Source organism: Shewanella subflava, from assembly GCF_025971955.1.
In the GTDB taxonomy this organism is placed as follows: domain Bacteria; phylum Pseudomonadota; class Gammaproteobacteria; order Enterobacterales; family Shewanellaceae; genus Shewanella; species Shewanella subflava.
On the sequence record NZ_JAPDMX010000020.1, the window covers coordinates 1 to 21,441 of the forward strand.

Sequence of the window (21,441 nt, forward strand, 5' to 3'; positions counted from 1 at the left end):
TCCAAGGCAAGTGAAACGAAAAATCAGTAAATATCCACACAAAAAATAACGCCAGTCAGCTTATCTGACTGGCATTACAGCGAAAGCTGGGTTTTTTTTAGGAGGATTTTGTGGAATTGCATGAAAAAATTACGTGGTACATTGAGAAAGAGGCGGAGAAATTAGCTCTTCGCCATCACGCATATCACAACGCTTTACATGTTGAGAATAAGAGAAAGCATCAACGATCTTCATCACCTACAAACTTGAAAGTTGTCGCGAAACCACCGCACTGGTCACAAGATAAAAAGTTCGATCCTTTTTATGTAAAAAAACACGCTAAGACAATAGCATATTCAATTGCTAAGAAAATTGAGTCTCAAACCTATGAGCCATTTAAACCAGCGAAAAACAAGGTGGCAAAGTCGTCAGGAGGTTATAGGGAAGTAGCAATGTATCAGATTCCAGATGCAGCCATATCAACCTTTTTTTATCACCGGTTACTGTCTAAGAATAAGCACCGCTTTAGCTCATTTTCATATGCTTATCGTGATGATCGAAATGTGCACTTTGCAATTCAAGATATTGCAGTAGAGTTATCTCAAAACTCAAGGTTGTTTGTTGCGGAATTCGACTTTTCAAAATTTTTTGATGCAATTTCACATGAATTTTTGTTCGAACAATTCGACAAAAACGGTTTCTTCATTAGCCAAGAAGAAAGAGTTGTAATTAAAGCGTTCTTAAAAGGACGTGAAAGAGGCATTCCTCAAGGTACATCTATTTCACTTTTCTTAGCAAACCTTGCTTGCTGGCAGCTTGATAAACAACTAGAAAAAGAGGGATTACAGTTCGCTAGATATGCCGACGATACTATTGTATGGTCACAGGACTATACAAAAATCACTAAAGCATTAGATATTATGAGTAATTTCTCTAAAGACGTTGGCGTTGCGTTAAACGCTGAAAAGTCTGAAGGGATCAGTATTCTTTGCCCTAACGGAATGAAGTCAGAGTTTCATAAAAGCAAAGATAAAGTTGAGTTCTTAGGTTACTCGATATCTATTGATAAAGTTTCAATCAAAGACTCGTCAGTTGAAAAAATAAAACGAGAAATCTCATACATTTTGTATAAGCACCTGATTCAACCTCTAAAGTCTTCACCACTAAAAGCCCTAAAAATACCAGCTAACAATCAGGATGAGGCTCTATTGAGTGCCATTTGTGAAATACGCCGATATATGTACGGTAACCTATCTGAAGATATGCTGTCAGCATATCTTAGCGGTCGCAGTAATCGGATCTTTTTTAAAGGGATAATGAGTTTTTATCCTTTGATTAACGATGAAGCTCAAATGAAGTCTTTGGATGGCTGGTTGGTTAATGCAATTTTTAAAGCTGTACGACAGCGTGCGGTTCTTCTTGCATTTCATCGTCAACCCCGAAATCATATTTTCCCATTTAACGTATCAAGAAGAGAACTCTTGAAAGGTTGTAATCGAACTCGCATCAAAGAAATGAGGCTTCTTAAATACCCAAGCTTTTTAACTATATATAAAGCGATGCAGAAAGGCCTGGTAGAAGTTGGTATTGCGGGTGTAACTGATTCCAAAGCCAATACTTATAACTACATGTAGTAAAGATACTTAAAAAGTGTTTAAGGTTTTAATATACTTTTTCTAAGGTGAACGTTCCAAGTTAGAGTCAGAGATCTAACCCATTTCTGCCCAAAAGTGAGTTAACTTTTCCGATTTAGCTTTTGCTACAGTCATCAATGAAGCTTAATCGAAGAAACAAAAAATCAGGTGCTGATGAGCCTGCGAGTATCCAAAACAAGGATGTTTTGGTTAAGCCCACACGGACGTGCTTGCGGCGTCTCGCTGGATCATTTGCACTTGAAGCCAATCTGACACCTAAGAATTTAATTGTATCTGGTTATACTCTAATAAAATGAAACCTTCCAGCCCGCTTTTATTAAAATTTGATATTCGGTGTGTCAATTAGGGCTAGGATGCTAAATATTGGTTTGATTTGTCATGCCTGCTGGTAACCAAATATTGTAAAGGTAAACCATAAGCGATTTATGCTCAAAAACAGATAGGCGATAATATAAAGCCCCAACAAGCATTGCTTGTTGGGGCTTAAATTTGATTGCTTATACGCTAACAAGTCAATCAATGTGCTCGAGGAGGCGAGCGAAGCTTTTGGAGGTACTTGGACTGCAAAAACAATCCTAAAAAGTGTCAACAAAAACCGTCTACGGAAGTGAATAAATGTAGTCGACTCAGCTAAGCTTTGCCTGTTTTTTTAAACAATAATTAACCATTTTTTGGTAGTTATTGAAATATCAGATGGTTACCAACAAATTATTTTTTACAACGTGGCGATTAAATTTCGTAATGCAGACCACATTCTCGTTTCATGCCGTTAAAACGAGTGTCTTCTTCACTCATACCTAATTCTAAAGGCTTAGTTGAATGAGTATCCCCCACCGACACATAGCCTTGTTCCCACAATGGATGATATGGCAAATTGTGCTCAGTTAAATACTCATGCACATCTTTGTTGCTCCACTCAATTATTGGTAACAGCTTAAAACGGTTACCGTGGATTGCCAGTATCGGCAAAGCTTCACGGGTGCTGGCTTGTGTGCGACGTAAACCTGCAAACCAGGTGCCGACATTCAATTCAGCTAATGCCCGCTGCATAGGCTCAACTTTATTTAAACGGTTATATTGCTCAAGCCCTTCGAGGCCTTTTTCCCACAACTTACCATAGCGTGCTTCTTGCCATGCTGGGGTTTGTGCGGCTCGATAAACCTGTAAATTCAGTTTTAACCGCTCGGTTAACTCATCGATAAATTGATAGGTTTCAGCAAACAAGTAACCTGTGTCCGTTAATATAACTGGGATATCGGCTTGCACTTGGCTGACCATATGCAGCATCACCGCGGCTTGAATACCAAAGCTAGACGATAAAGCATGCTCACCAGGCAAAAATGCCAGCCCCCATGCCACACGTTGTTGCGCTGTCAGCCCTGACAAAAACTGGTTTATGTTATCCAGTTCTGCCTTTTGTACCTCTTTTGGCTGACTGAGCAATTGTACTAATTGCTCAGGGCTAATAAAGGTTTGGGCTGTAGCATTGGCTACAGTATTCATCATAAATCACCCATGAAAGTCTTTAGCGGCATCAACAACCGCCTTTACAACACCAATACGGACCGTAAAGTTACCAAAGGTCTCGCCGGCGTCGCGCTCTGCGGCATAACGGCCAAACAAACCATCCAACTCAGCTAAAATTTCCGCTTCTTGGATGTTTTCTTTGTGCATTTTGTTTAAACGCGTGCCTTCAAAGCTCGCGCCTAAATACAAGTTATAGCGACCAGGTGCTTTACCCACTAAACCGATCTCTGCGGCAAATGGACGCGCACAACCGTTTGGACACCCCGTCATACGCACTACAATGGCTTGGTCTGCGATACCGTGCTTTTGTTGTAATGCATCAATATGATCAATAAATGCGGGGAAATAGCGCTCGGCTTCTGCCATCGCGAGGGCGCAGGTTGGCAATGCCACACAGGCAATAGAGTGACCGCGAGTGGCCGATAACACTTCACCAAGTAAGCCATGCTTACGGGCTAAGCCTTCTATTTCAGCTTTGTCTTCAGCCGCAACGCTGGCAATAATCATATTTTGATTAGAGGTCATGCGGAAATCACCTTTGTGGATCTTGGCAATTTCACGTAAACCGGTTTGTAAGGTTTTACCCGGTGTATCTTTAATACGGCCGCTTTCAATGAATAACGTTAAGTGCCACTTGTTGTCGATACCTTCAACCCAGCCGTAACGATCGCCGCGATCGCCGATCACTACGTCGCGCTTAGGTTCGAACTTAATACCTGTACGCTTTTCAACTTCCGCTTTAAAGGCATCGTAGCCATGATCAACTATGGTGTATTTAAGACGTGAACGTTTACGGTTTACTCGGTTACCCCAGTCACGTTGTACTGTCATCACGGCTTCGGCAAATTTGATCACATCAGCAGTTTTAATATAACCAAAGTCATCGGCTAAACGCGGGAAGGTTTCTACTTCACCGTGAGTTGACCCCATACCGCCACCAGCAACTAAGTTAAAGCCGATTAGCTCACCATTTTCTTCAATGGCAATAAAGCCCAGATCATTGGTGTAAACATCAACGTCATTATCTGGCGGCACTGACACAGCCATTTTAAATTTACGCGGTAAATACGTTTTGCCATAAACCGGTTCATTGGTTTCGGTGTCTAATAGCTTTTCTTCATCTAACCAAATCTCGGCATAAGCGCGAGTATGCGGCAGTAAATGATCAGATAGCTCTTTCGCCACTGCGTAAGCTTGTTGATGTAACTTAGACTCTACCGGGTTTGGGTTACACATCACGTTACGGTTAACGTCGCCACAGGCGGCAATCGAATCCAGTGCGGCTCTGTCTAACCCTTGGATCAAGGTCTTTAGATTACGCTTTGGAATGCCGTGGTACTGAAACGTTTGACGCGTAGTTAAACGAATACTGTTTGAGGTGGTTAAGGTGGATGAAATTTTATCCACATCTAACCACTGTGCAGGCGAACAAATCCCCCCTGGCACACGGGCACGTAGCATAAAGCTATATAAAGGCTCTAATTTTTGTTCTTTACGTTCATTGCGTAAATCACGGTCATCTTGTTGGTAAAAACCGTGGAATTTAATTAACTGCTGATCGCCATCGCTAAACGATCCCGTCACTTGGGTATCTAAGCCTTCTTTGATGGTACCGCGCAGATAATCACTGTCGATTTTTAAATATTCGTTTACTGCTAACTTTTGCTCACTCATGGTGACCGCCTCTTATTCGATAATCACTTAGCTGCAATATTGCTGTGTTATGACTCATCAAGTCGCAATTTTCACTCGGCAGCTAAGCCTAATACGTTGTTTGAATTAACCTTGACGATTAATACACGTCTTTCTGATAACGCTTGCTGCTGCGTAACTCTTCAAAATAAGTTTCAGCGGCTTCTGGTGTTAATCCACCCTCGGTAACGGCTACATTCAACAATGCTTGGTGAACATCTTTTGCCATACGCTCGGCGTCACCACAAATATAAACGTGAGCACCATCTTGTAACCACTGCCACACTTGTTTGGCTTGCTCAGTAATACGATGTTGCACATAGATTTTGTCGGCTTGATCGCGAGAAAACGCCACATCTAAACGGCTTAAATCGCCATTTTTCAAATACTGCTGCCACTCAACTTGATACAAGAAGTCCTGTTCAAAGTGAGGATTACCGAAGAATAACCAGCTATTGCCCTCTACCCCATCAGCAACGCGTTGCTGCATAAAGGCGCGAAAAGGTGCCACACCCGTACCAGGACCAACCATAATCACAGGTGTTTGTGGGTTTTCTGGTAAACGGAAATGGTTATTTGGCTCAACATACACCTTCACGGCTTGGCCTTCTTCTGCTGAGGCTAAGAAATGTGATGCACCGCCAAATCGTGCCTGTCCTTGACGCTCATCTTCAACCAAGGCCACCGTTAAATGTACTTCAGTTTCGACTTCAGCCTGACTAGAAGCAATGGAGTATAAACGTGGCGTTAATGGACGTAACACCTCAATTAATTGCTCTGCTGTCACGTTAGCGGGATAGATTTTGACTAAATCAGCCAGTTGATGCTTAAGAATAAACTGACGCGTTTGCTCTTTATCTTCACTTAATGCCAGTAAATCCGCATTGGCGCTAAATTCTGCCCAAGCTTTAACAAGACCTGGATATAATTGCGTTAACTCTTTCTTGTCAGTTAATGCCGCTTGCAGACTTAACGCTTCTTTGCCAACGGTCACTTCAGTGGCAGGATTTAACCCTAAACCTGAAATAATTTCATTCACTAAATTTTGGTTGTTACTAAACCAAATACCTAATGCATCGCCGACTTGATAAGTTATCCCTGATTCGCCTAAATCAATTTCAACGTGGCGAACATCACGGTCTGAATCACGACCGGTGAGTTTTTGACTCACTAAGACTTCAGCGGTATACGGGTTTTGCTTAGTAAATTCGCTACTTGAAGCTTGTGCTGGCGCGAAAGACACCACACTTGCCCCCGCAGTTTGAATATGCGGTTTAACGGCTTCAACCACACTGTCTTGCCAATCGGCAGCGGTTTGCTCGTAATCGACATCACATTCAGCTAACGGTAATAATTGTTTGGCCCCTAATGCAGCAAAACGCGCATCAAAGTCTTTACCGGTTTGGCAATAAAACTCATAACTGGAATCGCCCAATGCCAATACCGAATAATGCAAATTATCTAATTTGGGTGCGCGCTTTGATGCTAAAAACTTATGCAGTTCCATCGCGTCATCAGGTGCTTCACCTTCACCATGGGTGCTCACCACTGCCAATAATAAGGTTTCTTGTTTCAACTGGCGCACATTGTAATCGCTCATTGATGCTAGGTTGACCGTGTAACCTTGTGCCTGTGCTTTAGCGGCTAATTCTGTTGCCACTCCACGCCCGTTACCGGTTTGGCTGCCATAAAGAATGGTGATTGTTTGGCTTGCGCTAGTTTGCGCCGCGCCGTCAGATGTAACTACCTGACCTTGGTTAGCGCTTGCGGCTAAGTAACCGCTCACCCAAGCAAGTTGCACAGCGGATAACTCTGAGGTGAGTTGTTTTAGCTTATCAACTTGCCCTTGTGACAATGGTGAAGCTAATGCAGAGAGTTCTTTTAACAACATAAGACGGCCTTATAACAGTGTAATGTGGTCAAGCTTACTCCTGTCAACTAAAAGCAAAAAAGAATAAAAGATAATTTTTTATTCCATTTAGGAATATGCAAAGGTGTTTTTTTAAGCTACAAAAGTGTGGGTTAGTTAAAACTTTTTAATTTCCCTTAATTAAAACAGCGTTTATTAACCTTGTAGCACTTGTGTGATTGCAGTGACTGCAGCAAGCTAGACAGTTGGATTAACTATTGATTATCTATCAGGTTAATTGTTCTCTGAAAAAGACAATAAAAACCATTCCCAGAAGGAATCGTTAACAGAGACGCATTGATGTTCATCAAGCCACATCAATGCCAGCCAAATTCGATGATTTGTTGATTACGACCGTTAACACATCATCATGTAAACCTATCATGCAATATTAGCTGGGGAGCTTTATTGCATTTTAATCATTAACCATCAGGGATCAGTCATGCAGATTGGAATACCGAGAGAAAGTATCGCAGGTGAAACGCGCGCAGCAGCGACGCCAGCAACCGTGGTACAACTAAAAAAACTCGGCTTTAGTGTGGCCATAGAGGCGGATGTGGGTAAATTATCAAGTTTTGATAATGCCGCATTTGAACACGCTGGGGCCGAAATTGTAGAAGATGCGTTTCAAGCTGACTTTATTTTTAAAGTTAACGCACCTACAAATGATGAAATTGAGAAAATGAAGCCGGGCACCACGATTGTCAGCTTTATTTGGCCTGCTCAAAATCCTGAATTGGTTGAAAAGTTAGCTCAGAAAAAAATCACCGTAATGGCAATGGACATGGTGCCACGTATTTCACGTGCCCAGTCATTAGATGCCCTATCATCTATGGCCAATATTGGTGGTTATCGTGCAGTTGTTGAAGCCGCCCATGAATTTGGACGCTTTTTTACTGGCCAAATTACCGCTGCTGGTAAAGTGCCACCAGCCAAAGTGTTAGTCATTGGCGCAGGTGTCGCAGGACTTGCTGCAATTGGTGCCGCGGGTTCTTTAGGCGCGATAGTACGCGCATTTGATACTCGCCTTGAAGTAGCCGAGCAAATCGAATCTATGGGAGGCGAGTTTTTAAAACTCGAGTTTGAAAACACCGAAGGTGGCTCATCTGACGGTTACGCTAAAGTGATGTCTGACGAGTTTATTGCTGCTGAAATGGCACTCTTTGCCGAGCAGGCAAAAGAAGTGGATATTATTATCACCACCGCGCTTATCCCAGGCCGCCCTGCACCTAAGCTTATCACCAAAGACATGGTTGATAGCATGAAACCTGGTTCAGTGATTGTCGATTTAGCCGCAGCCACTGGAGGTAACTGTGAATATACCGTCAGCGGTGAGAAGCTCATTACCGACAATGGCGTTAAGATTTTAGGTTATACCGACTTGCCGGGGCGCTTACCTGCACAGTCATCACAGCTTTACGGCACAAACTTAGTTAACTTAATGAAGCTAATGTGCAAAGAAAAAGACGGCAATGCCGTGCTAAATCTTGATGATGTTGTGATGCGTAATATGACCGTCACCCATAATGGCGAGATCACCTTCCCACCACCACCGATTTCGGTATCTGCAGCACCAGCTAAACCCGCGGCACCAGCACCGGTTCAAGTGGAAGAAAAAGCCCCATCGAAACTGAAATACATTTTAGGCGCAGCCGGTATTGCCGCTTTTGGTATGATTGCTTCAGTTGCACCTGCCGAGTTCTTATCGCACTTTACGGTATTTGTACTGTCCTGTGTGGTGGGTTACTACGTGGTATGGAACGTTTCTCATTCACTGCATACCCCATTGATGTCTGTAACCAATGCGATTTCAGGGATCATCGTTGTCGGTGCCTTGTTACAAATTGGTCAAGGATCCGCTTTGGTCACCGCATTAGCCTTTGTTGCTGTGCTCATTGCAAGTATTAACATCTTTGGCGGCTTTACCGTCACTCAGCGTATGCTGAAGATGTTCCGTAAAGATTAAGGGGTAATATCGTGTCTGAAGGATTGGTAACAGCATCGTATATTGTCGCTGCAGTGTTTTTTATTCTCAGCCTAGCCGGGTTGTCGAAGCAAGAAACAGCTAAAAACGGCAATTTATTTGGCATCATAGGGATGACCATTGCGCTTGGCGCAACCATTTTAAACCCAAGCACTACTGGCGTAGTGTGGATAATTTTAGCTATGGTGATTGGCGGTGCGATAGGCATACGTTTAGCACTGAAAGTTGAAATGACCGAAATGCCTGAACTAGTGGCTATACTACACAGCTTTGTGGGTATGGCGGCGGTATTAGTCGGCTACAACAGCTTTATTGATTTGCACCCACAAGCGGTCAACGAAATCGTTGTCGCCATTGGTAGCGATCTCAATAGCACCCTAGCAACCGCTGAAGCGGCCTTTATTGAAGCAAATCAAACACAACACGCCGAGCACTTAACTGGCGCCATGCTAAATATTCACCTTGTTGAAGTATTCTTAGGGGTGTTTATTGGTGCAGTGACCTTTACGGGGTCTGTTGTGGCATTTGCTAAGCTTCGTGGGCTTGTGTCATCAAAAGCCTTAATGCTGCCACATCGCCACAAGTTAAACCTAGTGGCGGTGATCGTTTCATTAATATTAATGGTGGTATTTGTGCAATCTGGCGGCACCATGACGCCAATGCTCATTATGACCTTAATTGCATTCGCTTTCGGTTGGCACTTAGTGGCATCGATTGGCGGCGCGGATATGCCAGTGGTCGTGTCTATGCTGAACTCCTATTCAGGCTGGGCAGCCGCAGCGGCAGGTTTTATGTTATCAAACGATTTGTTAATCGTTGTGGGCGCATTAGTGGGCTCGTCTGGCGCGATCCTTTCTTACATCATGTGTAAAGCAATGAACCGTTCATTTATTTCGGTCATCGCGGGCGGCTTTGGCACTGACGGCGTTGCGGCAACGGGCGATGAAGAGCAAGGTGAATACCGTGAAACCACCGCTGAAGATGTGGCTGAAATGCTCAAAAACTCAGACTCAGTGGTTATCACCCCAGGCTATGGCATGGCCGTTGCGCAAGCTCAGTACCCTGTGGCAGAAATCACCCGTAAATTACGTGATTTAGGGGTAAAAGTGCGCTTTGGTATTCACCCTGTGGCTGGCCGTTTACCGGGGCACATGAACGTACTGTTAGCGGAAGCAAAGGTACCATATGACATCGTATTAGAAATGGATGAAATCAACGAAGATTTCTCCGACACTGATACTGTGCTGGTTATTGGCGCCAATGACACAGTTAACCCTGCAGCGATGGAAGATCCAAATAGCCCTATTGCTGGCATGCCTGTACTTGAAGTGTGGAAAGCACAAAACGTGATTGGCTTTAAGCGTTCAATGAACACAGGCTATGCCGGTGTTCAAAACCCGCTATTCTTTAAAGACAACACCCAAATGCTATTTGGTGATGCCAAAGATAGCGTAGAAGCGATTCTAAAAGCACTGTAATTAGGTTTTGTAAAATCAAAAATACCAGTCAAAACGGCTGGTATTTTTTTTGGCCTTTCGGTGTTATAAATTGATGAAAATGTTATCTTAAAAATGAATCTAGGGTTCCCATTTAACCTGTTATAACAATCACAGTAAATCAGCGATCAAAAATAGCGTAAGAAAGGCTTGATAACAAAGCAGATTTTTACGATAACTTATTATTCTACAATCGAGAAATCTAACGCCGTTATCAAATATTTAATCAAGCTAGGATGCACAATGGATGTCATTTGGCTGTGTTTTCAACACTGGTATTACATTCATGAAGTCCCACTAGGTTAAAGTGACAATATGGCTATTTTTTAACGTAAAGTAGGCTGGATAATATATGTAAGGCATGTATCCTGTACTGTTCTGATTGACCCTGTAATCATGTATTAAGCGCTAACAATAAGCGGCATAATCGCAAAGATAACTGAGCTCAAAACCGCAATGAAATAAGGAAAGCTATAGAATAAATGGATAGCTCAACAAATGAGTTGCAACAGTTGCAAGCCCAAATCGCCAATCTTAAACGCGAATTAGCAGATTACCAATTACAGGTATCTGAACTACAGAAAGAAAAACTGCAACTCCAGCAAACACTCAAGCTGACTGAAGAAAAACTCCATGCGACATTAGATGGTACGGGACTGTGCCTGTGGGAGCAAGATATCCCCAGTGGTATTCTGACCATGTATAACCAAGAATGGGGAGCGCTATTAGGATATACCTTAGAGGAACGACCCGCCCATATCGATAGCTGGAAGTCACACCTTCATCCAGAAGATAAAGATTGGGTCATTAAAGCTTTTTACGACCATGTGGAAGGTAAAGAAAATGTGTACCGCGCAGTGCATCGTATGCTTCATAAAGATGGCAGTATCAGCTGGGTATCTGATCGCGGTCGGATTATTGAGTTTACCCCAAACGGTCAACCGAAGCGCATTATGGGCACTCACACTGATATCACACAAGAAAAACGCTACGAGCAGGAATTGGCACGATTAGCCCATTATGATCCCCTCACGAACTTACTTAACCGTAATGCGCTAAAAAATCACTACCAGAAAAACTTCAAACATCTGCAAGCAAAAGGTGCGTTAATTTTCATTGATTTAGATGGTTTTAAGGGCATAAATGATAAAGCGGGTCATCGCATTGGTGATTTACTCTTAATCCATGTCGCCAATACCATTAGCCAGACAGCTAACACTTTATTGGGCACGGGCCAGCATGCTATCGCGAGAATTGGCGGTGATGAATTTGTTATTTTAACCACAGTTCATCAAGCCGAAATATTAACCCCCTTTGCTCGAACCCTATTGCAACAATTTAATCAGCCCACCAGCATTGAACAACACAAAGCTCAAATTGGTTTGAGTATTGGAGTGTGTACATTTTCTGCTCCGACAACCTTTGCTCATGCTTATGAGCAAGCCGACAAAGCCATGTATCAGGTTAAACAGCAGGGTAAGCATGATGTGGCGTTTGTATCACTACTTTCATTGGAAACCTAGCATGACTCACTTTCGCTTTCAGCTTATCCTTGTCAGTTTGCTATGGGGGCTTTTTAGCCGTCCCATTGATGCCAATCCATTGCCTCCTACTGAAGCATTGACCTATGGTCATGTGTATCAGCATGATTCAATCACATTTGCACAGCCACGCCGTTTTATGGTGTCACTCCCCGAACGTTACTTTGCCAGCGATAGACAATTTCCTGTGCTGTATGTCATAGATGGCGATTTTCAATTTCAACATGTTTCAGCTGCGGTGAATAATTTAGCTCGCATGGGGAAAACACCGCCAATGATAGTGGTTGGTGTTGCAATACAAGGCCCTGAAGATTACCTGATGTCGACCACTTGGCCATCAGAAATAGAAGGCAGTGAGTTTGGCGGCGCCGCTCAATTACAAGCTTACCTCACTCATGAATTAGTGCCCTTAATTGATAAGCAATTTCGCACTACCGACGCCAAAGCATTAAGTGGATACTCATTAGGTGGGCTGTTTACCTTGTATTCTATGATGCAACAATCAACGCCTTTTAATGCATTTATGGCTTTTAGCCCTAGCGCTTGGTATGACGAATACGCCATTAATCAAAAGTTTATTGAATATTTGCAAGATAAAAAAACCGTGGCGCCGTTATTTATCTCATTAGCAAATGAGCAAGGTATGGGGGTTAATGAGTTAGTAGCGACGATAAACCAGCATGCACCTAACGGTTGGCAAGCAGGATTTGCTAGCTTTGCCAATGAGACCCATTATTCAACCGCCATGCCGTCGATATTGGCAGGTCTGGCGTACCTTGCTCCAGATTACTATACCGATTTGGATCAATTGCTCGAAATGAGTACATATCAGCAGGTATTTGATCATTTTCAAGCTAAACAATCACAGTGGGCAGGGTTTAGATTTGAATGGTTGCAGGCTTACAATTTAATTAAGTATCTGTTTATTTCGAAACAAACCGACAAAATCGATGAAGTCTTACTCGCGGCCAACAAACGTTTTCCAGAATCTTACTCTGAATTGTGCATTGGCTTTGCCAAAGGCTTTATTAAAAAACAACAACCTGAGGTTGCATTAAAAGTATTAATGTCAGCCAAAGAAGATGGCGTAAACAGTGCTGATTGGCACCAACAGGTGAGTGAGTCACAGCAATTACTTGGCCATGCCGCATTAGCACTTGAACACCATCAACAAGCGCTTAATCTGGCTAAAAAACATCAATTGGCGAGTTGGGAATACTGGGAATTAAAGCCATAAGCTAAAGCCTGCAGATCTTTATGGTTGAATGTGATTCGAGTTATAACAATCTTATCGATCAATATGCATAGACAGTAAAAGATTCACCTTCTGAAGAAGGTGGCTTTGCTAAAAGGGAGCTTTCCTACCGTGCGTTAACAAGACGCCGTAAATATATCCCTATAGGCTCTAAGCTTGTACCGCTCCATTAGCAAAGCTCACCTATCATTTGAGTTAAGACACACTCCAGGCAAACCTAATTGATGATAACCCTCTACTGAAGTAGGTGGTTTAGGGCTGACAACAAAAAGGGCTGACCATCAATTATGGTCAGCCCTTTTTAGTCAGGTTTGTTGATCATCTCAAGTCGAAATAATCACCCACTAAGGATTAAAACTTATAGCTATAACCTAGGGTTGCAGACTGTGGCTTCCCAGCAAATACTGAACCGTGTACACGGGTTGTAACGTAAGTTTCATCAAATAAGTTATCAACATTTAAGTACACTTCTGACACATCGTTAATAAAGTAACGGGCAGATAAATCAAATACCGTTTTAGAGGCAATTAACTGATCAGCAGGAATATCACCTTGACCCGCTTTAGTACGCATATCATCAGTGTATCGACCAGCAAGTGTCACTTGCCAGCTTTGCGCTGCAATACCGGCAGAAACATACAATTGGTTATCTGGTAAGTAAGTTAATGAGTCGCCTTTTTTAACATTGCCCCAGCTTTCAAAATCAGATGAGAAGTCTGAGCCGAATTCCGCATTAGTATAGGTATAAGCCATTTTCACTGGGAAAGTGAATTCGCCTTTTTGATTAAACTCATATCCTAGGCTTAGCTCAACACCACTAACATCGACTTCACCCGCATTATATTGGTTATCAATGTTGTTATCGTCACAACCTTGAGCCGCGGTGCAGTTACCATGCATATTGCTGTAGTCACCATAAAATGCAATCACTTCAGAAGTTAATGCACCTTGGTTATAACGTAAGCCAGCTTCATAGTTCCAGCTCTCTTCTTCTTTACCATCGGCATTACCCGGTGCAGCTGGAGAGAAACCTTTTTGCACGCCTGCTAATAGAATAAGCGCCTCATTAACCTGATAGGTTGCCGATAAAGAAGGCATGACAGCACTGAAACTGTTATCAACATCTTTACTTGGTTGGCCATCGCGACCAGGATTAGCTTTACCCCAATCTAAACGATTAGTGGTGACATCTTCGTAACGAAGACCTGCAGTAATGGCAAAATCGCCGATAGTCAAGCGGTCTTGTACAAACAACGCCCAAGCGTCTGCACTGTCAATACGGTTTGAGTCTGTACCTGGAATACCACTTTGAGTACGGCTCATTACTTGGTTAGTGTCTAATTGATAAATGTCCGCCCATTGGTAACGGTCCATTTCATCTTCATGATAGCGTGCGCCGAATGCGAGCTCATGATTACCCACGTAGTAATTTAGTTCAGTTTGTAAGCCTTGAGATAAATAGCTACGGTTATTCGCTTTCACACTGACATCAATCGGTGCAGTCGCTAAACCTTTATCAAAATCAGCAGCGTTTTGTACACCACCACTGCTTAAACTTGAACCGTCGACTTTGTCAGCTTTGTACCAGTTACGGTGAAAGTCGTTATAGTAAGCTGTTGTGCTCAATGACAAATCATCATTAAATTCAATCACATGGTTTAACTGAACTTGTTTATGCTCAGTGGTCATTTGATCTTTTTGTGACGCTGAATAACGCATAAATGGCGTTGCTTCATAATCTTCATCAGTTAAGCCCATGTAAGTTTCGTTAGAAACCTCATCAGCATACTTCAGCTTTAATTCTACAATTTGTTGATATTTAGCTGTTTTGTCAGTTTTGATGCTCACTTTTGCTAACGCATCATTTTTCACAAAACCAGTGTCACCACCGACACCGTTAATGTCACGGAAACCATCAGCTTGATAACGATAGATTTCAGTAACGGCACCAATACGTTCACCTTGACCGCCAGCAAAAGCGTGCACTTTACCAAAACCATCTTGACCAGCAGCAACATCGACTTTACCTGCCAATTCTGTTTCAGGAATTTGGCGAGATAACATGTTAATTACGCCACCCGTTGTACGAGGACCATATTTAACCGTTGAGCTACCCTTAAGAATTTCAACACTTTGCATACGCCCTGATGTAGGGAAATAATAAGCTGCAGGAGATGCGTAAGGCGCTGGTGCCGCCAATACACCGTCTTCCATTACGGTGATCTTTTCAGAACGATTTTGACCTGTGCCACGCATACCTAAATTTGGACGTAATCCGTAACCATCTTCTTCTTGAATATACACGCCAGGAATAGAGGCCAGTGTGCGCATGATATCGGTATATTTAAACTGCTCAATATCAGCGGCCGAGATAACGTGTGCACTGCCAGGTACTGTGTTAACAGGATTACGGCTACCAAAAATAGTGATTTGTTCAATGTTAGTGGTTGCCACTTGCGCATCTTGAGCGGCTTTTTCTGCAGCATTTGCGCCCATAGACATCAATAATGCACTTGCTAAAACACTCAAACGTAAGGTGTTTGACTGGCTCATCTTTTATCTCCCAAAACAACATTTATTTAATACTAATAAGAACTATTCTTATTAGTGTTTATAATTGTGCGTATTTTTACTTAAGCGAGCATTAAAATCAACAAATCGATACGATATATTTACAAACAAGGCGGAATTGTTATGATTCCGGTGAGTTATGTGACACAGATCACCTGCTTTTGTGTATAAAAAACATTCAGCTTGATAATAAAGACTAATGAATCTAGTCATCGGGTGAGTTAATTGCGAAATGTGCAGTAAACTGCGGTTAAAAATTATTCCTTACTATATAAGACTCAATCCATCATGTTTTTATCGCCCTATTATTCAAAAAAAGATCAAAGCGTTTTTATTTCAGCCCAACAAGCCAGTGACTTTGCCAAACAGGTTGCTGAAGATTTCAACCCCATCCATGATGTTGGAGCTAAACGTTTTTGTGTGCCAGGGGACTTATTGTTCGCGTTGGTACTAACTGAATATGGCTTGAGCTCAAACATGACCTTTAAATTTGCAGGCATGGTGGGTGATGGAATTGAGTTGAAACTGCCTGATGCAGTAGAAAATAACTTTACAATTAGCGATGACAACAATAAAGAATATATGCACGTAACCCGTCAGGGAGATATTTGCCAATGCGATGTGCAAACAGCTGCATTTATAAAAAGCTACGTGGCTTTCTCTGGTTTAAACTTCATTCATGTTTTAGTGCCTATGATGAAGCAACATCAGATGATGATAAACCCAGATCGACCATTGGTTATCTATGAAAGTATGTCATTTCACCTTGAACATTTTGACTTTGATGACATTAGCCTGCACTTAATTGACCAACAATTATTAATTAATGGTAAACGTGGTGATGTCACGCTAACGTTTGAGCTGCGTCAGAATGAGCGGTTGGTCGGTACGGGTAAGAAAACCCTGGTGCTTAGCGGCCTAAGAGAATATGACGAAGATAAAGCACAACAAATGTGTCAATCTTACGAGTCACGTAAAGTCAATTTATAACCCGCCTCGCTGTGTTGAGCAATATCGCATATTCCCTCAGGAATATGCGATATTCACTCTACATTTTTCATAATGTTAATCTTGAGTGACATTCAAGCTGAGTTATTGCTGAAGCCACAAGGAAATATTATGAAAAAACTGATGCTCATTGCCCTTTCATTTTCAGCCTCGAAACCACCTACTTCAGTAGGCGGTTATCATCAATTAGGCTCTGCCAGAAATACGTTCAATAGCTGATGAACTTAAGTGATACGTGAGCTTTGCTAATAGTGCGATACAAGCTTCTAAATCAGGGATGATTTAGTAGAGCCTATAGGGATATATTTACGGGTCTGGTAACGCACGGTAGGAAAGCGCCCTTTTAGGGCGTGATATCTAAGCCACCTTCTTCAGAAGGTGGTTTCTTTACTTTGCGTATTTAAAGCCAACGCGAACATTATTTATGCCAAAATCTTTCTTGGTGGTTTGCAACCAAAGGCCACCAAGAATATGTTTTCGTAATTTAAAAGGCGCAATAACGGTTAACTTACACCTGTGCATTTAACCCGAGCTGGGGTTATTTAAGCAGCCTGCAATGCAAAAGAGCTTTCTAATAATACTATTGCACTGTGGCCAATAAGTTGCGCCACGCATTTTTCACCCGCTTCCCCTAATTGCAGCGACGCTAATTGTTGTGCGTTACTTATGGCTTTAAAATAGGTCACGTTGTCACTATTGGTACCACAAAGGCTGAAAAAGAGTTTCAAAACAGCTTTATGCTCTGTCAGCTGTAATGCATTTTTCCAACTTGATTCTAATGAAGATAATGAATCAAAATTGAGCGCATCAACAAACAGCTGGCCAATGCGATGATCTAGACGCACTAAAAATTCAGTCTTTTTAGGAAAATGATGACTGATCCCCGTCCGACTAATCCCCGTAGCATTAGACAAAGTTGTATATGACATAGCATCAAAACCTATCGTAAGAATCTGTTTAAGCGCTTCGTCTAGAATTTGGTTTACTGTTTGCTCGGTTTCAACGCGTGAACGCTTGGCCATAGTACTCAATCTCTCTAATAATTTGGAGCGAGATCTTACCAGACCAAACCTTAAAATTCCGCTTTCGACATCAAAATTAACAACATTTTTAACCGTACATTATCCCATGTAACAGTTTATTGCACATGCAAGAATGACATGAGCAATATTTTATCCTTATAATTCAACAACTATCAGCGTAAACCTCTTCTTGAAATAACAAGAGAACAATTTAATCGCTAAGGTAATAATTAATAAAGTAAAAAATAAAAAAAGCAATGGAAGCGCTTACAAGTTGTAAGCTGGAATGAAATGTTGACTTAGCCATGTTTGGGCAGCGTTTTCTCCCATTAAATAACTTAACGTGGGTTGTAAAATTGCCGCTAAGCTGGGTTGACGCCAGAACATATAATTAGGTAAAGGTTGTACAACTCCAGCACCAAAAGTGCGCTGAATTAGACTAGAAAACTCTGCCATATCTCGGTCTGAGTAATTGGGTAAACGCGGGTAAACTTCGGTAATAAAATCCACATAATTAACCCCTGTGGCTAGGATATGTTGATCATATTGCTGCAAGAGAAACTGCAGTTGTGGTGCACTCCAATGGGACAAATTATCACTGTCGTGGATCACGGCAAGATTTCGACGATGTAATTGTTGCCATGCTAAATGCAGTTGCTTGGTCTGACCTAAACGCCAAAACACATATACATCCGCCAACCATTCATGCTGATAATCACTTAAGATTAACGGCAACACCTTACCTTGTAATCCAATAGTGTGTAAGTGCCCTAGTTCATGCCACAGACTCAGTTGCGCTTGATTAACCAACTCAATACCATAGGTGTTTAGCCCTAATGATCCTGTTTGCGATTTAGGCTCTCGCTCAGCTTGAACTATGATAATGCCAGCGATTGATTCATGTTCCACCACAAGCACCATAGCGCTTTTTAAGCCCATGGATTGACGGATATTAATCGCTGAGAGCGCGGTTTGATGCTGTAAAGATAGAGGTAAGTTACGAAGACAGGACGCTAAGTCCACTAGCTGGCAAACTAAAGCTTGCTTGTCGAGTACCGCGACCCAGGTTCCAGCTTCAGCAACTAACGTTGGCGCTTGAAAGTGAAGCGGTTCTTCAAGCGGTTGAGCAAAAACATTTAAAGTGAATAAACCAATAAAAACTGAGCCGCGGCATAATGTCATGACTCGGCTCAGCTTTACTTGCAATCCGATTAACGAACTGAAGAAACGTATTGCTAACAGCAATCGAGGCAAATTACTTATTTGCCATAATATTTTGAATAATCGCGGTTGTAGACACGCCATCTTCAAAACCAAGTACTTCCACTTGACCACCATTGGCGATGACTTCAGCACCACCGGCGATATCTTCGACCTTGTAATCACCGCCTTTCACCAAGGAATCTGGTAGCAATCGTGCAATGACACGTTGCGGGGTGTCTTCGGTAAATGGCACAACCCAATCAACAGATGCTAAGCCGGCCAATACCGCCATACGGCGATCGACAGGATTAACAGGACGACCATTACCTTTTAAGCGTTTTACTGAAGCGTCATCATTCACAGCAACAATTAAGCGATCGCCCAGTGCGCGCGCCTGCTGCAGATAACTGACATGACCCGCATGTAAAATATCAAAGCAGCCATTTGTCATTACGATTTTCTCACCGCGTAAGCGCGCTTGATCCATCGCATAAGCTAATTGATCCTCGCTCATCACACCAAAGCCTGATTCACCCTGATTCACTTTAAGTGCATTGATCAGTTCAATTCGGCTGACAGTAGAAGTACCCAATTTACCCACAACAATACCCGCTGCGGTATTGGCAATCGCACAGGCTTGCGCAAGCGTTGCCCCCGCCGCGATAGAGGTCGCTAAAGCGGATATCACAGTGTCACCCGCCCCTGTAACGTCATGCACTTCACGAGCGACTGTAGGAATATGTAATTCAGGCTCATTCTGGGTAATTAATGTCATGCCTTTTTCAGAACGAGTCACTAGAATGGCATCAAAATCATGGGCCGTTAATAAGCCTTTCGCTTTAGCGATTAAATCGTCTTCGCAGGTGACGGTACCGACTACGGCTTCAAACTCACTCATGTTGGGAGTGATCAATGAAGCACCACGATAGCGCTCAAAATCACTGCCTTTAGGATCCACTAACACGCTTACGCCTTTGGCTCTAGCCTTGGCAATAAACGCTTGTGGTTGTGAAATAGCCCCTTTGGCATAATCCGATAACACCAGCACATCGATGTTATCTAATAAGGCTTCTGTTTGATCGAATAAGCGTTGGCTATAACACGCTTCAAAGGGCTCTTCAAAGTCGAGCCTGATTAACTGTTGATTACGCGATAACACTCTCAGTTTGGTGATAGTCGGCTTACCTTCAACCGTTAACCATTGAGGCTCTACGCCTAAAGTTCTTACACCTAAAGTTAGCGCATCAGCGGTTTCATCTTTACCCACCAATCCGGCCAATTTTACTTGCCCGCCAAGGGTTGCAACGTTTAATGCGACATTGGCTGCTCCACCGGGTCGATCTTCGATTTGGTTAATCTTTACAACAGGCACCGGTGCTTCGGGAGAAATACGCCCCGTTGGGCCAACCCAATAACGGTCTAGCATCACATCGCCGAGTACCAAAACACGGGCATTTTCAAAAGCAGGAAGAGAAACCTTCATAGCGTAATCACTGTTTGTTGTAAAAAATTACCCTGATTGTACCTAATTTTTCGATAAAAATGAGTTAGAATATGAAAAATTTTAATCGATAAACGAGTCATTTGTGGTCGAAAAAGCTGAATTCACCTCTAATCTGTATCACCCTAAGTATTGGTTGCTTTGGTTAGGTGTCTTAATGATGCGTATAACTCAAGTACTGCCTTTGGCAATGCAAATGAAACTCGGTGCGGCTCTTGGACGCTTTGCAATGACATTTGCAGGCAGTCGCACCCATACAGCCAAACGTAATATTAGCCTGTGTTTTCCAGACATGCCTGAAGATCAGCAGCAAGCATTATTAAAACGCAATTTTGAAGAAACAGGTAAAGCGATATTTGATACGGTTAATGCTTGGTGGTGGTCCGACGCTAAAGTGCAGGCTCACATGACCATGACAGGACAGGAGCACGTGGAAAACAGTTTGAACAATGGTAAAGGCGTGATTTTATTTGCCGTGCATTGTTTACCCTTAGAGATGGGGGCCCGCGTTTTTGGTCAATTTCAACCTGGTATTGGGGTTTATCGACCACACAATAATCCTGTTATGGAATACTTACAGGTTAAAGGCCGTTTACGCTCAAACAAAGGGCTTGTGCCTAAACGCGATGTACGTCAGATGATCCGTAGCTTACGCGCACCGGATGTCATTTGGTACACAGCGGATCAAGATTTTGGCCGTTCAAGTGCGGTATTTATTCCTTTTTTTGCCGTGCCCGATGCAGCAACCATTACCGGTGCAACTTCACTCGCTAAACTGGGCAAAGCCAATGTACTGCCATTTGTTGTGCAAAGATGCGCTGATGATAAAGGCTATCATATTGAAATTATGCCGCCATTGGATAACTTCCCTGGGGAAAATGAGCTTGAAGATGCCATGCGTGGTAATCAAATTATTGAACAAATTATTAATAAAAATCGCGCTCAATATATGTGGCTTCATAGACGCTTTAAAACCCGTCCAGAAGAAAATGGTCCATCATTATATGATTGATAAATTGACCTCAATCTTATTGCAACACACCGTGTAGTTTCACCTGAAGTCAATTGCCTCGACTATTGATTAAATAATCAATAATG

General features: G+C 42.5%; 14 protein-coding genes. 7 read left to right on the forward strand and 7 right to left on the reverse strand.

Annotated features, from left to right (window positions below; translation table 11 throughout):
• Window positions 1-110: 110 nt before the first annotated feature.
• The gene (locus OHT75_RS08180) at window positions 111-1,613 is read left to right on the forward strand and encodes a reverse transcriptase domain-containing protein (RefSeq protein WP_264725999.1); all 1,503 of its coding nucleotides are present in this window, start codon (window positions 111-113) and stop codon (window positions 1,611-1,613) included.
• A gap of 750 nt (window positions 1,614-2,363) precedes the next feature.
• On the opposite strand, the gene OHT75_RS08185 is transcribed toward OHT75_RS08180, so the two are convergent.
• From OHT75_RS08185 to OHT75_RS08195, 3 genes are all read right to left on the reverse strand, one after another.
• Window positions 2,364-3,140, reverse strand: coding sequence for a phosphoadenylyl-sulfate reductase (locus OHT75_RS08185; protein ID WP_264726000.1), 777 nt, complete (start codon window positions 3,138-3,140; stop codon window positions 2,364-2,366).
• Between the two features lie 3 nt (window positions 3,141-3,143).
• Window positions 3,144-4,835 carry an assimilatory sulfite reductase (NADPH) hemoprotein subunit gene (gene cysI, locus OHT75_RS08190; RefSeq protein ID WP_264726001.1) on the reverse strand — a complete coding sequence of 564 codons (1,692 nt, stop codon included), beginning with the start codon at window positions 4,833-4,835 and terminating at the stop codon, window positions 3,144-3,146.
• A gap of 118 nt (window positions 4,836-4,953) precedes the next feature.
• A complete protein-coding gene (locus OHT75_RS08195; RefSeq protein WP_264726002.1) occupies window positions 4,954-6,744 on the reverse strand; it encodes an assimilatory sulfite reductase (NADPH) flavoprotein subunit in 1,791 nt (596 codons plus the stop codon).
• Between the two features lie 460 nt (window positions 6,745-7,204).
• On the opposite strand from OHT75_RS08195, the gene OHT75_RS08200 reads away from it, so the two are divergent.
• The 4 genes from OHT75_RS08200 to OHT75_RS08215 all read left to right on the forward strand — a co-directional run bounded on the left by OHT75_RS08200 (window position 7,205) and on the right by OHT75_RS08215 (window position 13,020).
• Entirely contained in the window at window positions 7,205-8,728 is a 1,524-nt protein-coding gene (locus tag OHT75_RS08200) for a Re/Si-specific NAD(P)(+) transhydrogenase subunit alpha (RefSeq protein WP_264726003.1), read from the forward strand.
• An 11-nt stretch (window positions 8,729-8,739) separates the two neighbouring features.
• Window positions 8,740-10,224, forward strand: a complete 1,485-nt coding sequence (gene pntB, locus OHT75_RS08205) for a Re/Si-specific NAD(P)(+) transhydrogenase subunit beta (RefSeq protein ID WP_264726004.1) — start codon at window positions 8,740-8,742, stop codon at window positions 10,222-10,224.
• Window positions 10,225-10,724: 500 nt separating this feature from the next.
• Window positions 10,725-11,765, forward strand: coding sequence for a sensor domain-containing diguanylate cyclase (locus OHT75_RS08210; protein ID WP_264726005.1), 1,041 nt, complete (start codon window positions 10,725-10,727; stop codon window positions 11,763-11,765).
• A gap of 1 nt (window position 11,766) precedes the next feature.
• Complete coding sequence (locus OHT75_RS08215) at window positions 11,767-13,020, forward strand: alpha/beta hydrolase (protein WP_264726006.1); 1,254 nt, start codon at window positions 11,767-11,769, stop codon at window positions 13,018-13,020.
• Between the two features lie 369 nt (window positions 13,021-13,389).
• On the opposite strand, the gene OHT75_RS08220 is transcribed toward OHT75_RS08215, so the two are convergent.
• The gene (locus tag OHT75_RS08220) at window positions 13,390-15,591 is read right to left on the reverse strand and encodes a TonB-dependent receptor family protein (RefSeq protein ID WP_264726007.1); all 2,202 of its coding nucleotides are present in this window, start codon (window positions 15,589-15,591) and stop codon (window positions 13,390-13,392) included.
• Between the two features lie 306 nt (window positions 15,592-15,897).
• On the opposite strand from OHT75_RS08220, the gene OHT75_RS08225 reads away from it, so the two are divergent.
• Window positions 15,898-16,599: a DUF3581 domain-containing protein gene (locus tag OHT75_RS08225; protein ID WP_264726008.1), complete on the forward strand. Its 702-nt coding sequence runs from the start codon at window positions 15,898-15,900 to the stop codon at window positions 16,597-16,599.
• Between the two features lie 560 nt (window positions 16,600-17,159).
• Here OHT75_RS08225 and OHT75_RS08230 read toward each other — a convergent pair.
• The 3 genes from OHT75_RS08230 to hldE form a co-directional block, all read right to left on the reverse strand.
• Entirely contained in the window at window positions 17,160-17,639 is a 480-nt protein-coding gene (locus OHT75_RS08230) for a TetR/AcrR family transcriptional regulator (protein WP_264726009.1), read from the reverse strand.
• Between the two features lie 267 nt (window positions 17,640-17,906).
• Window positions 17,907-18,821, reverse strand: coding sequence for a hypothetical protein (locus OHT75_RS08235; RefSeq protein ID WP_264726010.1), 915 nt, complete (start codon window positions 18,819-18,821; stop codon window positions 17,907-17,909).
• Between the two features lie 73 nt (window positions 18,822-18,894).
• Window positions 18,895-20,325, reverse strand: a complete 1,431-nt coding sequence (hldE, locus tag OHT75_RS08240; RefSeq protein ID WP_264726011.1) for a bifunctional D-glycero-beta-D-manno-heptose-7-phosphate kinase/D-glycero-beta-D-manno-heptose 1-phosphate adenylyltransferase HldE — start codon at window positions 20,323-20,325, stop codon at window positions 18,895-18,897.
• A gap of 103 nt (window positions 20,326-20,428) precedes the next feature.
• Here hldE and OHT75_RS08245 point away from each other — a divergent pair, with 103 nt between their 5' ends.
• Entirely contained in the window at window positions 20,429-21,355 is a 927-nt protein-coding gene (locus tag OHT75_RS08245; protein WP_264726012.1) for an LpxL/LpxP family Kdo(2)-lipid IV(A) lauroyl/palmitoleoyl acyltransferase, read from the forward strand.
• Window positions 21,356-21,441 lie beyond the last annotated feature (86 nt).